The organism is Shewanella maritima (assembly GCF_004295345.1).
In the GTDB taxonomy this organism is placed as follows: Bacteria; Pseudomonadota; Gammaproteobacteria; order Enterobacterales; family Shewanellaceae; genus Shewanella; species Shewanella maritima.
In genome coordinates, this window is the sequence record NZ_CP036200.1 from 2,127,435 (window position 1) to 2,141,720 (window position 14,286).

General features: G+C 44.6%; 12 protein-coding genes and 1 pseudogene. 1 reads left to right on the plus strand and 12 read right to left on the minus strand.

Annotated elements, in window-relative coordinates:
- Positions 1-114 precede the first annotated feature (114 nt).
- Together EXU30_RS09030 and EXU30_RS09035 are read right to left on the minus strand one after the other, a co-directional pair.
- Entirely contained in the window at positions 115-960 is an 846-nt protein-coding gene (locus EXU30_RS09030; protein ID WP_130599327.1) for a hypothetical protein, read from the minus strand.
- Positions 961-1,143: 183 nt separating this feature from the next.
- Positions 1,144-1,935, minus strand: a complete 792-nt coding sequence (locus EXU30_RS09035) for an MBL fold metallo-hydrolase (RefSeq protein WP_130599329.1) — start codon at positions 1,933-1,935, stop codon at positions 1,144-1,146.
- Positions 1,936-2,171: 236 nt separating this feature from the next.
- On the opposite strand from EXU30_RS09035, the gene EXU30_RS09040 reads away from it, so the two are divergent.
- Positions 2,172-3,149 carry a GlxA family transcriptional regulator gene (locus EXU30_RS09040; RefSeq protein ID WP_130599331.1) on the plus strand — a complete coding sequence of 326 codons (978 nt, stop codon included), beginning with the start codon at positions 2,172-2,174 and terminating at the stop codon, positions 3,147-3,149.
- A gap of 74 nt (positions 3,150-3,223) precedes the next feature.
- On the opposite strand, the gene EXU30_RS20900 is transcribed toward EXU30_RS09040, so the two are convergent.
- The 10 genes and pseudogenes from EXU30_RS20900 to EXU30_RS09090 all read right to left on the minus strand — a co-directional run bounded on the left by EXU30_RS20900 (position 3,224) and on the right by EXU30_RS09090 (position 14,284).
- The gene (locus EXU30_RS20900; protein WP_423213381.1) at positions 3,224-3,679 is read right to left on the minus strand and encodes a CZB domain-containing protein; all 456 of its coding nucleotides are present in this window, start codon (positions 3,677-3,679) and stop codon (positions 3,224-3,226) included.
- 12 nt (positions 3,680-3,691) lie between these two features.
- Positions 3,692-3,922, minus strand: a pseudogene (locus tag EXU30_RS20905) (methyl-accepting chemotaxis protein); the annotation flags it as partial.
- A 38-nt stretch (positions 3,923-3,960) separates the two neighbouring features.
- The gene (locus EXU30_RS09050; protein WP_130599335.1) at positions 3,961-4,725 is read right to left on the minus strand and encodes a hypothetical protein; all 765 of its coding nucleotides are present in this window, start codon (positions 4,723-4,725) and stop codon (positions 3,961-3,963) included.
- Between the two features lie 9 nt (positions 4,726-4,734).
- The gene (locus EXU30_RS09055; RefSeq protein ID WP_130599337.1) at positions 4,735-5,286 is read right to left on the minus strand and encodes a PAS domain-containing protein; all 552 of its coding nucleotides are present in this window, start codon (positions 5,284-5,286) and stop codon (positions 4,735-4,737) included.
- Between the two features lie 309 nt (positions 5,287-5,595).
- A complete protein-coding gene (locus EXU30_RS09060; RefSeq protein WP_423213382.1) occupies positions 5,596-6,375 on the minus strand; it encodes a class I SAM-dependent methyltransferase in 780 nt (259 codons plus the stop codon).
- A 331-nt stretch (positions 6,376-6,706) separates the two neighbouring features.
- Positions 6,707-8,068, minus strand: a complete 1,362-nt coding sequence (locus EXU30_RS09070) for a M28 family peptidase (protein WP_130599341.1) — start codon at positions 8,066-8,068, stop codon at positions 6,707-6,709.
- Positions 8,069-8,236: 168 nt separating this feature from the next.
- Positions 8,237-8,902, minus strand: a complete 666-nt coding sequence (locus tag EXU30_RS09075; RefSeq protein ID WP_242620402.1) for a lytic transglycosylase domain-containing protein — start codon at positions 8,900-8,902, stop codon at positions 8,237-8,239.
- A 255-nt stretch (positions 8,903-9,157) separates the two neighbouring features.
- Positions 9,158-9,673, minus strand: coding sequence for a hypothetical protein (locus tag EXU30_RS09080; RefSeq protein ID WP_130599343.1), 516 nt, complete (start codon positions 9,671-9,673; stop codon positions 9,158-9,160).
- Positions 9,674-10,442: 769 nt separating this feature from the next.
- Positions 10,443-10,925: a hypothetical protein gene (locus EXU30_RS09085; RefSeq protein WP_130599345.1), complete on the minus strand. Its 483-nt coding sequence runs from the start codon at positions 10,923-10,925 to the stop codon at positions 10,443-10,445.
- Between the two features lie 215 nt (positions 10,926-11,140).
- Positions 11,141-14,284 carry an efflux RND transporter permease subunit gene (locus tag EXU30_RS09090; protein ID WP_130599347.1) on the minus strand — a complete coding sequence of 1,048 codons (3,144 nt, stop codon included), beginning with the start codon at positions 14,282-14,284 and terminating at the stop codon, positions 11,141-11,143.
- Positions 14,285-14,286 lie beyond the last annotated feature (2 nt).

The following is a 14,286-nucleotide window of genomic DNA, read 5'->3' on the forward strand; positions in this document are numbered from 1 at the left end:
TCCATTGAAGCTTTCCACCTTCAACGCCATAAACTGACCATAACTAAAATGCATGACTAAATGAAGAAGTGACACAGAATCTGTTACCGGGTTACATAGTTGCTATCTATGGCTCTAAGCCGATGCAAATAAATTTCTAAAGTAACCTTGTGAAGACCATTTCCCAGGTTGTTCTACAGGATCCCAGGACGTTATTACCACAGGTTTATTAATAAGAGACTGAGCTTTTTTAGTAATGTTACCAGCCCTGTCAAATGTACTTGTTTTCATATACCAACGCGCTCCATTTGCGAGGGTAATTACGGTACAAAGTGAGCCTCGATAGTTTTGATTTTCCTCAACTCTAATTAGGGTGTGAGGAGAAATTTCTTTAACAGTACTATTTTGATTTGCAGCTTTTGCTCTCTCATCTGCAAGTTCTTGTTTTAACTTTTTGTTTGCTGCTTCTAAAGCAATATTTTTTTCTTGGTATCGCTTTTGAAGCTCAGCAACGTACCTATCTGTTTTACTTTGAATCTTCTCAACTTCTGCTTCAGTACGGGAATGGCTAATATCCTTAACTAAATCAGAATGCTTGCTGAGCTCTCCACGAATATATTTAGGATGAAGAGTCAAGAGATGCTCTGAGGTGAGCACACCATCTTTTCGCAAATTCTTCATTACTTCAGATAGATAATGCTCAGTATCCTGATCATTTCTCCAGGCGGTAACAAACTTAAGGTGTTCGTTAATCTGTAGAACCACAAATGTGCCTTCGCATTTTTCCTGAGTGGTAGGGTTTAGTATGTAGCCTTGGTACTTTAATCTTTCAGGCCTATGCGGACTAGGTTGTGGCTCAGAGGTCGTGTATAGCTTCAGCCATGTATCTGTCTTACAACTAAAGCCAAACCTTAGTGGGAAAGAATCTAGGTTGCAGTGCTCATCGTGTTTATTAAGGACTTCAAATTCTACTATCTTCATAATACTGGTAGCCTGATTAATGATTGCCCAACTTGATCATAACGTGATTCTATTGATTATTCAGAACTAATCTCGCTTTGTCACTTGCCTGATAAGCTCTAACTTGCACCTTAGTTTCCTATACTCAACATTTGGCTCTGTTGCCGACAACTATAACCTTTATTGCACAATCCACCACCTCAGTTAAAACGCAACTGCCTCACCATCTTGCGGAATCGACACTTTATCGCCTAAACCACGGCGCTCAAGCTCAGCAGCTAAAGTTTTACGGTCAATTGGGCAGTGGTTTAAGGCTTCCATATGGTTAGCAATCACTTTACCTGGTGATGCGCTAATAAACTCACACACTTCATCTAACGCCATTAACAGGGGTTGACCCACATCCATTTGCGCTTGCCCTGCTGCCACCACGGTAATATCAGGTTTAAGCTCGCTTAGTGCGCGTTTTACATCTACCGTAAATACGGTATCACCGCTAATATAGATACTTGGCTCGTTTGGAAGCTGCAACACGAAGCCTAAACCGTTAGCCATCACTTTATGGATCCAACCATGTCCATGCTGACACGGCACAGGCGTTATTGTGCCACCGGCAAACTCCTGCGCTTGCCACGGCATTAATGGCGCAGCGATATTCAAACCTATTTTTTGCAAGTAGCTGGCATCTTTTGCAGGCGTTGCAACCGGAATATTTCGTGCGGTTAGAAACGCTTCACCTGCTGGGTCTAAATGATCTGCGTGCTGCAATGGGCGAATGCCAAAGGTATTAGAGTGAGTCAGTAAACAATGGGTAACCTTATCTAACAGGTCATTGGCATTGCTTGGTAAATCTACCGTCGGATTCTTTTGCGCTTTAAAGCGCAGCAAACTAAAAGGCGGCAGAGAACCTTTTGCCCCGAGCATAGGATCAATAAGAATAAACTTATCGCCAGATTCGATGATAAAAGTTGCGCTACGTAAGTGATGAATCTTCATAATATGCTCCAACAAAAAGTGGTTTAAACCAGCAAAAATTGATGATGTTAGTTTGCCTATTAACCAGAAGCGTCAACAGTGGCCCATAAGTCATATTTCGATGCTTTTAGGCCAACATTCAATATGTCAGAGCATATAAGAAACCAGATTTTGTAGCCGCATTAAAAGCTAATCCTTTTGGCCTAATTTGCCAACTAAACTATTATTGAGCCAAAGTCTTCATTTACTACATCCAAATGCCTCTACCTCTCGATGTCGCCATTGTCGCGTTTGATAATATTAGCCCGTTTCACCTAGCTGTGCCTTGCCTAGTATTTAACGATGCTTTTGTTAGCCCTAACCCTGCGGACAAACCGTTTAACGTCACTGTATGCGCCGAGCAAAATGGTTCGCTTACAAGTAGCTCACCCATTGGGCTTAACATAGCAAGTGACTTAAGCTGTCTTGAGTCGGCAGATATTATTATCTTCCCCAGCTGGCATGACGTTGCACAAGCACCGTCAGCTAAACTTATCGATGCTCTTAAGCAGGCCAACCTTCGCGGTGCAACAATTGTGGGGCTGTGTTTAGGGGCATTTGTACTGGGTTATGCGGGCTTGCTTGAAGATAAAGCGGCAACAACCCACTGGGCGTATGCGGATAAATTTGCCGAGCTATTTCCCAATGCTCTGCTCGATGCCGACCCGCTGTTTATTGAGTCAGGTAACATCCTCACCTCAGCAGGCACTGCAGCAGCGCTAGATTGCTGCTTACACTTAGTGCGTCACTTTCTCGGTAACGCAACAGCCACACAAATCTCACGCTTAATTGTCGCGCCGCCTTATCGCAGCGGAGGTCAAAAGCAGTTTATTCCCACACCTGTGCCGCAAACTAAAGGCAGCCAGGCAAACATTCAGCGAGTGTTAGATGAGATATTGGGTGACTTACAACAGGATTACAATGTAGATAGCGTCGCGCAGGCTTGCGCTATGAGTCGGCGCAGTTTTACTCGCCACTTCAAAGCACTCACAGGCGATAGCTTTAACCACTGGCTTATAAGTCAGCGACTTAATTACTCTCAGCAATTGTTGGAGCAAGGTGGATTATCAATAGCCAGAGTCGCTGAATTAGCCGGTTTTAACAATGAAAGCGTGTATCGCAAACACTTTAAAGCAGCCTACGCCATTGCACCTAAGCAATGGCAATATGCATTTGCAGGGCAAAGCAGCACTTAGACTTAAAGTCTCAAAGGGATAACGCATCTAGCGTTAACGGACCTTGAGCTAACTCGCTAGAAGTTAAGAAACCATTAAGCGCGCTGTTTCTCAGTCACCATGGTATCAATCAGCCTTAACAGCTGGTTGCTCGATGCTTCCATTTGCTCAACGTATTCCACAATCTCATTTCGCAGTTTGGCATCGCTTTCCCAGCCTTGGTCTAGCAAATCGATTGCCGCGCTAATAGAGCTATGCACTTGAGCATGCGGCTTCTCAATCGCGTGATACGAGCTAGTCATATTGAAGTGAGCACCATGCTCGCCATAGTACCATTGACCAAACGAGCAGCTATAGGTATCAACCGCAACCGCTTCGCGGCTGACTAAGTCGCTTGGGTCTGATATTGCGCTATAGGCGGTTTGTTTAAACACCAGCAGGTCGGTTTTTACCAGTGCGCCTGCTACCTGATCTTTAGCAAAGGCGGCATAGCTATTAGTTTGCTTAGCAGAGGCGAGTAAGTCCTCAATGTTAGCGTGCACCTGTGCCACCAGCTCATTGGCATCTGTGGTTGACTGAGTTGACTGTTTCGACAGCCCAGTAATAGTTTCCACTCGGGTGGCAAATGACGCCAAAATCGCATTAATTTCATCGGCAATGGTTTTGGTTCTGTCAGATAACGATTTCACTTCTTCAGCCACCACAGCAAAGCCGCGGCCATGCTCACCCGCTCTTGCCGCTTCAATCGATGCGTTAAGCGCCAACAAGCTAGTTTGGTCAGCAATATCAGTAATGTTTGATAGCGATTTGGTGATCACCTTACTGTCTGTCGCTAACTCATCAACCACACCAGAAACCCCTCAACATTGTCACTAATGGTGCTTAACGCACTGACAATGTGAGCAACAGACTCGGTACTTTGTTGAGTTGATTCAGCATTGTTCCGGGCAAGGCGCTCAACCTCAGCGATTTTCTCGTTCATCACATTCAAGTCGGTTTGGCTTGCCTGCAAATCTTCAATTAAAAAACGGGTGTTTTGCGCATACAGGCGGCCATTGAGCTCATTTTTGGAGATGTACTCAATGTTGGCTTTCATTGCCGCCAGCGACTCATTTACATGCTCAAGTGAGTGCTTTAGTGAGCCAGGTAAAGCTACCGGAAAAGTCGGTCGCGAAAAGTCATTCTTAGCGGCATAACGAAAGCTGCTTTCCACTTCGTTGAAGTAATTTTCTAAAACATCGAGAAACTCATTTAACTCCCACGCCACCTTGCCAACTTCACCTAAGCCTTTGGCATCGGTTATTCGGCCACTTAGATAGCCGCGATTAGCGTCCAACAAAATGGCGTTAATTTTTTCTAGTGTCAGCAAGTATTTACTCATACTTGAGCTAACTTTAAGCGCCACCACAATCAATACTGCGGCGACGATCATCATCGGCCAAAAGGTATTGCTAGTCACATAAGCATGCAGCACCAAAAACAGCGCGCAGGCAATAAAAATGCCCACAAAGACTTTGAGCTTAGTGTGCAACATAGGGTTGGCTTTGTAGTGTTTATCACTATCAGCAAGTTTGGAGGCAGGTTGCGCGTTTATCATGTTTACTTCCTATTTCCCTTGCTCAAATAAGTTGATCACCAAATGTTGATACTCAATATTCATCTGGTCTAATTGCTGCTGTAGATAGGCAAGAGACTGCAGCTCGGCATCTTTACCATTACGCGCAGCACGCTCTAACTGGAGCATCTTTTTGTAGATAGGTTCAATGGTTTCAATAGCGCTGCGGGGTGGGCAACGACGCACAGATAGGTAGCCACAATGCTTACCATTAGCGTCATATTCCGGGGTCACATTGGCAAACACCCAATAATAACGACCGTCTTTTCGCAGGTTTTTCACAAAGCCGAAGAATTCTTGTTGTTTTTTTAGGGTTTGCCACATGAAACGATACACACCTTTTGGCATGTCAGGGTGGCGGACGATGTTGTGGTTGACGTTAAGTAGCTCTTCTTCGCTATAAAGCGCTATCTCCATAAAAATGCGGTTTGCGTAGGTCAGATGCCCTCTGAGATCTGTCTTACTGACAATAAACTCGCCTGCATTCATCCTAATTTCTTCATTGATCACGCTAATGCCGTCGGTCAATTTATTTGCTGCCATATTCCATTTACCCAATCATGCTTACCTAGCTTTTAAGCCACTTGTTAAACTATGCAGTCGACTAAGACCACACATTTAAAGTGGTCTTATGAGATATCGGTCACAAATATAGCGTACTGAAAATAGGGTTAGAAATTTGCGAGGAATTTAACCGCACGCGGTTTGAACACATTCTGAGCAACTAGGAGTAAAAGGGGTAAAGCAAACCTGACAGCTACAGGCTAACCATTTGAAAGTTATAACTTTGATAACTCAAAATAGCTAAATGATACAGTTTGTAATCGCAGTGGCAAATGTAGGCTTTAGTGCCTACTTCATCGCTGCTTTGACATAAACATCAAAGCGGTTTTTCTTGGTGGCGATAACGGTACTTGGCTTTTTACCAGCGAGATCTTCGGCATAATCTGGGCGCTTCACCACCACACGCTTAGTGGCGAGCTCGTATGCGGGGGCAAGCAGGCCGTCGGCATCTAAGTCTGCACCTACCAAGGTTTGGAATACACGCATTTCTTTTTTCACTGCGGCGGATTTTTCACGATGTGGATACATAGGGTCAAGGTATACAACATCAATCTCATCTCCACTAACCTTAGCGGCATCAGCTAACGCCTCAAGGCTAGAGCCATGAAATAGCTGCATACGCTCGCGCATCCAAGCGCCAATTTCAGCATCGTCATAGGCGCGGCGCAGACCATCTTCAAGCAGTGCAGCCACCACGCTATGACGCTCAACCATAGTGACTTTACAACCTAGGCTAGCCAGCACAAATGCATCGCGTCCAAGGCCTGCAGTACCATCAACCACTGTTGGCGTAACACCTTGCTTAAGTCCAACAGCTTTAGCGATTGCCTGACCACGACCGCCGCCAAACTTGCGCCTGTGGGCGACAGCGCCGCTAACAAAGTCAACACTAATGCCAGCTAACTTCGGCTCATCACGCTTATGCAAAGTTAAGGTATTTTGCTCAAAACGCAGCTCGAACTCAGCGTCTTGTTGCCACACCAAATTCCAACGCTGGGCGATGTCGACAAGAGATGGATACTGCTGATTGAAAAATACCGGAAATTGCAACTGACTAACCCTACCAATAAGTGAGCGGCTATTATGCCAAAACCCGGCATCACTGAGAACTGTTGTGAGCAATAGGGCCTGTTGATCTTTCAAGATTACTTTTGCAGCTGCTTGTTGGAAATTTATACAAGGCAACGACTTTGATGTGTGGTTATTCCACATGAGTAAGTCGTTAACACAGTAGAAATGACAACAAGCGCTGCCTGAAAGGTTCGTTTAAAAGCGCTTTACTCTACGTTACGAGCCACTTGTTTAGTCGACTAAACTGCATAGCTCGCGTCTTGATTAAAGTGCTTTTAATTCGAACAAATTCTAATCAGCAAAGATCAACAGGCCCTAATTACAGCAACTAAAAAAACTTACCCGATGGCCCTGGAAACACCACAGGACTGACATTGCCGTTGGCAGCAACACTGGCAACACCAAACAGGTAGTTATCTATGACCATGTTTTCCACCGTAAACTCGGTCACCTTGCCAACATACCGACTATGTGTCCATTCTGGCGCAGTAGTCGAGCGCCAATAAACGCGATAACCCACGACACTATCATCAGTTGATTTTTGCCAGCTTAGGGTGGTACTTGGCGACACGTGACCAAAGATATTTACTTGCTGCGGCGGTGCTGGCGCCCACGCCATTGACGCAAGGCTAATGGCGTTTAACGCGGTGAGTTTAGCGTTAAAGTCAAAATCGACACCTTCGATGGTATCGCCATACTCAATGCCATCTTCAATACGTAAATCCTGATGCTGGCGATGATAGTGCTCATTCGTTTCCATCACGCGCACCGCTGGGAAACCAGCTTTATTAAATGGCAGGTGATGACCGCCGCGGCCGAACCTATCCAAGCGATAAACTAGCTGAACATCAAGGTTGGTCATGTATTGGTCGACCAAACGTTTGATGTTGCGCGCCAGATTACGTGAGGCGGAATCATTCTCGCCGCCACCAAAATAGCGTTGGCGCGCTTCATCTTCAGTCTCAACGTAACGCACTCCTTCAGAGAATACGCGCACCGTAGAGTTGTTGATTACACCATTAATACCCGCGATATTGCCGATCATGTCATTATTGAGCACACCTTGAACCCGCCAGCCCTGCTCTTTAGCGTAATCAGCTAAAATCTCGCCGCCGTATAAACCTTGTTCTTCACCCGAAAGCGCAGCGTAAACAATGGTGCCATTAAACTTATACTTTGACAGCACACGTGCTGCCTCTAACGCGCCTGCGACACCTGTCGCATTGTCATTCGCCCCAGGTGACAGTGATTTGGCATCTAACACATCGGTGACTCGCGAGTCGATATCACCACTCATCATCACTACGCGCTTAGGGTCGACACTACCACGCTGCAATGCAATCACATTGACCACTTCAGTTGGCTCTGCAATACGCTTACCTTGCACGGTTTTTGCCACGGTAAACACTTCTAAACAGCCGCCACACTCTTTAGATATCTGCTTAAATTCCGTTTCAATCCAGCGCCTTGCTGCGCCGATACCTGTGGTGTTTGACTCGGTATCAGACAAGGTATGGCGAGTACCAAAGCTCACCAGCTTAGTCACATCAGCGCGCAATCTATCGGCACTTGGCGCGGTTGCGATATCATACAGGCGCATATCTTCTTGAGATGGCGCAGGCTCGGCAATCGCGCCAAGCGAGCATACTGCAACAAGCGATGTCATAAGTTGTGAAACTAAGCGAGACATGATGAGTTCCTTAAAGTTATGAATACTGACAACGTCGACCAACAGGCAAACAGATTATTAGTTCTACTAAATTAACCAAGGTGAGTCCAAACAATCACTGCAAGTATTTGTTTCAGAGTTCATTTGGCAGAAGTAAGGAATAACGGTATTAATTAGGTGAGCGGCAGATCAGCTGGCTCTGTGGGCTTTTTGATAGCGTTTATACAGAATTTGTACTCGTTTTACATAGGCCTGAGTTTCGGGAAATGGCGGCACACCGTTGTGCTTGAGCACATTGCTTGGGCCGGCATTGTAGGCAGCGCAGGCTAGCTCAAGATCACCTTTAAATTGCTTGAGTAGCTTGGCAAGGTAGCGACTGCCACCATTAATATTGTCAGCCGCATTGAGTGAGTCCAGCACGCCCATTTCTTTTGCCGTAACTGGCATCAATTGCATTAAGCCTTTGGCGCCCACGCGGGATACCGCCTTTTCTTTAAAGGCAGATTCAGCATGAATAACTGCGCGAATAAGCGCCGCATCTAACTTGTGCTGGCGAGCGGCATTATTAACAAAGTGCTTATAGTCAGCAGTATTAAGCGGGATCTTATACCAATCGATAGTTGACTCTGGGCGGCAGGCAAAACACTCATACAACAAGACTTGATAGTCATTGTGCTGTGGGCTTTTATCGCTGAACACCGTAATGCCATCAGCATTTTGATATTGGTATACACGGCGCTTTTCCACCCCGATATCATTTAATATGCCATTTTCCGAATAGCTTGCTTTAATACTGCGTTTAGGTGCTTTAACTGAAGTGTCCTGTTCAAGAGGATAGTCGTTGTTAAGCACCACACTATCAGACTGATGTTGCTCAGGCGGAGACAGTTTAATCGCGGTTTTGCCTTGTTGACTCAGGCTTAGCTTGGGTTTAGAAATGGATTTTGAGCTGGCGTCTGTGCCTGAACCCGCAGCAAGCGCGAATTGGCAGCAAGCCAACAGCGCAAAACACAATAATTGCACTAACGTACACAACTTATTAACTCGCAGATAAATAGGTACGTTAGTGGTTTGGGTCACAGCAGCTTTCCTTACTAGACTCGCTCAAAGTTAGTTGATAGCTGGAGTGGCAAAGGTTGGCAGTGGTGAAAGGTTAGTTACGCGTGTGATCACTGCGCCCGGTAGTAAATTCACTCCAGAATTTAGCTCGGTTACGGTTTGATTATAGAAGCTTTGCACAGTCTCGATATCTTGAGCAAGTTGGTTTTGTTGCTGTTTTTTCTTGGCAGAGAAACTTGTTTCACCAATTAGCACAAAAAACTCATTCAATTCTTTATCGAGTCGTTGCCACACTTTAAGCATGGTGGCTAAATCAGTGTCGAGCTTTTGATCCCATGCGGATTCAGCTTCAAGCAGTTTTAGCTTATGGAATTTATTGCGCACATTGGCAGACCAAGAAGCTTGAGTCTCTTTAGAAAATGCCTGCAGCAGTGCTAAACGTAGGTCAATTTTCTGCTGTATGGTTTTAAGGGCTTTGATTGCTGAGCTACGACGCTTATTAAGACCGGCGTACCACAAGCAGCCTGATATCAATGCCAAACCTAGGCACAGTATGATGGCTAACATTGCTAAATCCTTCGTTTTTTGTGCTTATGGCGCACTTTTTTATTTTTATATTTAGCCTTAACTCGACTTTAGAAATTCAGCTGATGTTGTGTAATTACACTCAGTTGAAGCTACGAAATACGAGCTTAGCTAGACTAATACTAAGCATAAAATGCGACCGAGATCACCTTTTCATGGCTTCAAGATGTAAAGCCTGATGAACACTAGCTAACCATAAAGTTCTATAAACCCACCAATTCAGCCATTTAAGCATAAAAGCACTGTAAAACAGCTCATTAACAAGTTTTTAAGAACAACTTAAACAGATGAAAAATTAAAACTTATATAATTCAGACAAATAGCTAAAAATCATTAGTGAGACATTTTTAATCACTCGATCAAAAATTATTATATTTTTCGGCAGGCGATCAATGAACTAACTGCTCTTTTTACCCTGTACAATTGGACGCTAAGCTCAGGTTAGCATTAGCTTCGCTTTAACTGCCTCAAATACCCAATCTGAACAGTTTGTAGATTAAGGATATGAATTTCAGGCATAAAAAAGCCCAATCGTAATGATTGGGCGAATGACTTGTTCAATGGGGATAAAGGTAAGTCATAAGTGAGGCGAGCCTCAATGTTCCACATCCATGATCTTTATAATAGGTAACCTAAATTCAGGTTAATCTCTCATCATATTCTCTAACTATGTTTTCTAAGCATGCTCGCTAAACAGAACATGAAAACAAATAGTTACTTGCGTTCGCGCACGGATCATCGCTGACAGCGGTTAGTGCTTTTCTAATTCGGTTATCAACGCTTCTACTCTTTTGCTGAAGTCATTAGCTTCAACGGCAACATCGACATAATTAATGACGTACTCATCAGACATAACTATGTGCAACTTGATATCGTTATTGCGGCAAACCACCTGAAACCAAGCTCGGTCTGAACGTGAGTTAATTTGCCCTAGCGAACCCGACTTAATATCGTCCTTTGGGCAACGATTAATGGCCTTGATTTCATCGTAGGCGTCATGTGCTTTAGCTGCGATGTCGCGCAACTTGTAGGCATCTGCTTTAGTGAGTGTGCTTAGCGAAACAAAGTCTGCACCTTTCGATTCGTACATTGTCCAATAGGTGTGCTCACGGTCAGTGTTTACCGTTACCTTCATAGTCGGCAAGCTTACACTGCCATCAATAGTGATCTCTTGAATTAGGGCTTGAGCTTGCCAACTCATCAACATGACAACTAAACCGATAATCTTCTTCATCTACTGGTCCGCCTATGTGGGTAACTGAAACAAGACGAAATACTAAAGAGATTGCTAAAGTAGCTCTGTTCTTAAAAGAACATAACCTACAAAATTGTCAGATATATCATTAGATTTTTTGAATGTAACATTAATAACAGTAAGTTATGAATTGGCAGGAACAAAAAAGCTCGGCATAAGCCGAGCTTTTTTCAGTTAACTAAGATTATCTCACGTTAACCTTGGCTTTGAGGTTTCGCTTTTTTACGTGCTTCACGCTCACGTTTACTAAAGACTTTCTCAACCACGAAGAAGAACAGTGGGATTAAGAAAATACCTAAGAAGGTCGAACTCATCATACCGCCAAGTACACCAGTACCTAGAGCATTTTTACTACCTGAGCCCACACCAGTACTAATCGCTAACGGTACAACACCGAAACCAAACGCCAGTGACGTCATTAGGATTGGACGTAAACGTACACGAACTGCATGCAGCGTTGCATCCATTAAGTCCGCACCTTTCTCATAGAACTCTTTGGCGAACTCTACAATCAAAATCGCGTTCTTGGTTGCGAGGCCGACTGTAGTCAACAGACCAACCTGGAAGAATACGTCGTTAGGTAACCCGCGACCATTCATTGCCAACAGTGCACCAATCACACCCAACGGCACCACAAGAATAACCGCAAACGGCACAGACCAGCTTTCATATAATGCTGCAAGTACCAGGAACACCACCAAAATAGATAGCGCATACAAGGCCGGAGCCTGATTACCTGACAAACGCTCTTCATATGACAAGCCGTTCCACTCAACGCCAAATCCAGGCGGTAGCTGAGCGACCATTGCTTCAATATCTGCCATTGCATCACCGGTGCTGTAACCCGGAACAGTTGCACCTTGAATGTTTACCGCAGGTACACCGTTAAAGCGTTGTAACTGAGGAGAACCGTAATTCCATTGCCCTGAAGCAAATGCTGAAAACGGTACCATTTCTCCTTCTGAGTTACGCACATACCATGAATCTAGGTCGCTGGGTTGCATACGATATGCAGCTTCACCTTGGACATAAACTTTTTTCACACGACCACGGTCAATGAAATCATTGACATAAGAACCACCCCAGGCCGTTGCCAGTATGCTATTGACGTTATCAATATCGACACCTAACGCACGAATTTTTGCTTGATCGATATTGATTTCATACATAGGCGCATCTTCCTGACCATTAGGACGCACCCCTACAAGGTTAGGATTTTGAGAAGCCATACCCAGTAGTTGGTTACGAGCATTGATCAGCGCGTCATGTCCTTGACCACTGCGGTCTTGTAGATATAAATCGAAACCGTTGGCAGTACCCAGTTCAATAACAGCAGGTGGTACAAAGGCAAATACCAATGCTTCTTTTATTTGAGAGAAGCGAGCCATTGCACGGCCAGAAAGTGATTTTACATCTTGCCCCGGATCTTGACGCTCAGCCCAGTCATGTAAACCAACAAACGACATCCCCATGTTTTGGCCCATACCTGCAAAGCTGAAACCAGCTACGCTAAATACAGATTTAACGTTTTCACCTTCCTCTTCAAGATAGAAATCACTAATTTCTTCTAATACCTTGATGGTACTTTCTTGGGTCGAGTTGGTAGGCAAAATAGCCTGAGTAAACATAATGCCCTGATCTTCATCTGGCAAAAATGCAGTTGGCATGCGAAGGAAAATCCACGCGGTAGCAACACCAATCATTAAGTAGACAAACATCATACGAACGCTGCGTTTCAAGATAGACGCAACACTCGCTTCATAACGCGAAGTCAGTTTGTCAAAATTACGGTTAAACCAGCCGAAGAATCCCGTTGTAGCGTGAGTGTGACCTTTTGGTAATGGTTTTAGCATGGTGGCACAAAGTGCTGGTGTCAGCACCATAGCAACAAACACCGACAAGGCCATTGCAGATACAATAGTGATTGAGAACTGGCGGTAAATAACACCGGTTGAACCTTCCATAAACGCCATCGGAACGAATACCGCAGATAGCGTTAAACCAATACCTACTAGTGCACCGGTAATTTGGTCCATGGATTTCCGGGTTGCTTCAAGTGGACTTAAGCCCTCTTCACTCATTACCCGTTCGACGTTCTCCACCACAACGATGGCATCATCAACCAGTAGACCAATCGCCAACACCATAGCAAACATGGTTAGCGTATTAATGGTAAAGCCAGTTGCTGAAAGAATTGCAAATGTACCAAGCAGAACCACAGGAACTGCAATAGTTGGGATCAAAGTAGCCCTAAAGTTCTGCAAGAACAGGTACATGATCAAAAATACCAGTACAATTGCTTCAAGCAGGGTATGAACTACACCCTCAATTGACTTTTCAACAAATGGAGTTGTGTCATATGGGTAGTGAATTTCTAGCCCAGCTGGAAAATACTGCTTGAGCTCATCTAAACGCTCGCGGATGTTATTTGCAGTATCTAACGCATTAGCCCCTGTCGCGAGTTTGAATGCTAAACCAGCTGCTGGCTTGCCATTATAGAATGATTCAACCGAGTAGCTTTCTGCACCTAGCTCAACACGTGCAACGTCTTCAAGGTACACATTGGCACCTGAAGAATCAGATTTTAAAATAATGCGTTTAAATTCTTCAGGAGTTTGTAACCGGCTTTGTGCGGTAACAGTCGCATTTAACTCCTGGCCTGGTAAAGATGGTGCCCCACCTAATTGCCCCGCAGAAACCTGAGCGTTTTGCTCACGAATCGATGCCATAACATCAATACTGGTTAGGTTATATTGCGTCAGTTTTAGCGGTTCTAGCCAGATACGCATAGCATATTGCGCACCGAATAACTGCAGTTCACCAACGCCCGGAACACGGCTCATTGGATCCTGTAGGTTAGCAGCCACATAATCAGAAATATCATCTTTGGCCAGCGAACCATCTTCAGATACAAACGCAGCAACCATTAAGAAGCCAGCACTGGACTTGTTAACGTTAACTCCTTGTGCTTGAACTTCTTGTGGTAGCAGCGTCATCGCCGCTTGCAGCTTGTTTTGTACCTGTACTTGCGCAATATCTGGGTCGGCTTCAGCATTGAAGGTAAGGGTAATTGTTGCGTTACCAAAGCTATCACTGCTTGAAGAGATATAACGCAAGTGGTCAATACCCGTCATGCGTTGCTCAATAACCTGCGTTACAGTGTCTTCCATGGTTTTAGCGGAAGCACCTGGGTAGGTAGCATCAATGACAACAGTCGGTGGCGCAATACTTGGGTATTGGGCAACAGGTAGGTCTTTAATAGCTAAGACACCTGCCAGCATGATTAAAATAGAGATCACCCACGCAAAAATAGGACGATCGATGAAAAAACGTGCCATAA

Excerpts from the sequence above, each read along its gene's own strand:
- EXU30_RS09090 (WP_130599347.1), bottom strand. The coding sequence starts at position 14,284 with ATGGCACGTTTTTTCATCGATCGTCCTATTTTTGCGTGGGTGATCTCT.
- EXU30_RS09070 (WP_130599341.1), bottom strand. The coding sequence starts at position 8,068 with ATGTCTCGCTTAGTTTCACAACTTATGACATCGCTTGTTGCAGTATGC.
- EXU30_RS09055 (WP_130599337.1), bottom strand. The coding sequence starts at position 5,286 with ATGGCAGCAAATAAATTGACCGACGGCATTAGCGTGATCAATGAAGAA.
- EXU30_RS09050 (WP_130599335.1), bottom strand. The coding sequence starts at position 4,725 with ATGATAAACGCGCAACCTGCCTCCAAACTTGCTGATAGTGATAAACAC.
- EXU30_RS09080 (WP_130599343.1), bottom strand. The coding sequence starts at position 9,673 with ATGTTAGCCATCATACTGTGCCTAGGTTTGGCATTGATATCAGGCTGC.
- EXU30_RS09030 (WP_130599327.1), bottom strand. The coding sequence starts at position 960 with ATGAAGATAGTAGAATTTGAAGTCCTTAATAAACACGATGAGCACTGC.
- EXU30_RS09085 (WP_130599345.1), bottom strand. The coding sequence starts at position 10,925 with ATGAAGAAGATTATCGGTTTAGTTGTCATGTTGATGAGTTGGCAAGCT.
- EXU30_RS09035 (WP_130599329.1), bottom strand. The coding sequence starts at position 1,935 with ATGAAGATTCATCACTTACGTAGCGCAACTTTTATCATCGAATCTGGC.
- EXU30_RS09040 (WP_130599331.1), top strand. The coding sequence starts at position 2,172 with ATGCCTCTACCTCTCGATGTCGCCATTGTCGCGTTTGATAATATTAGC.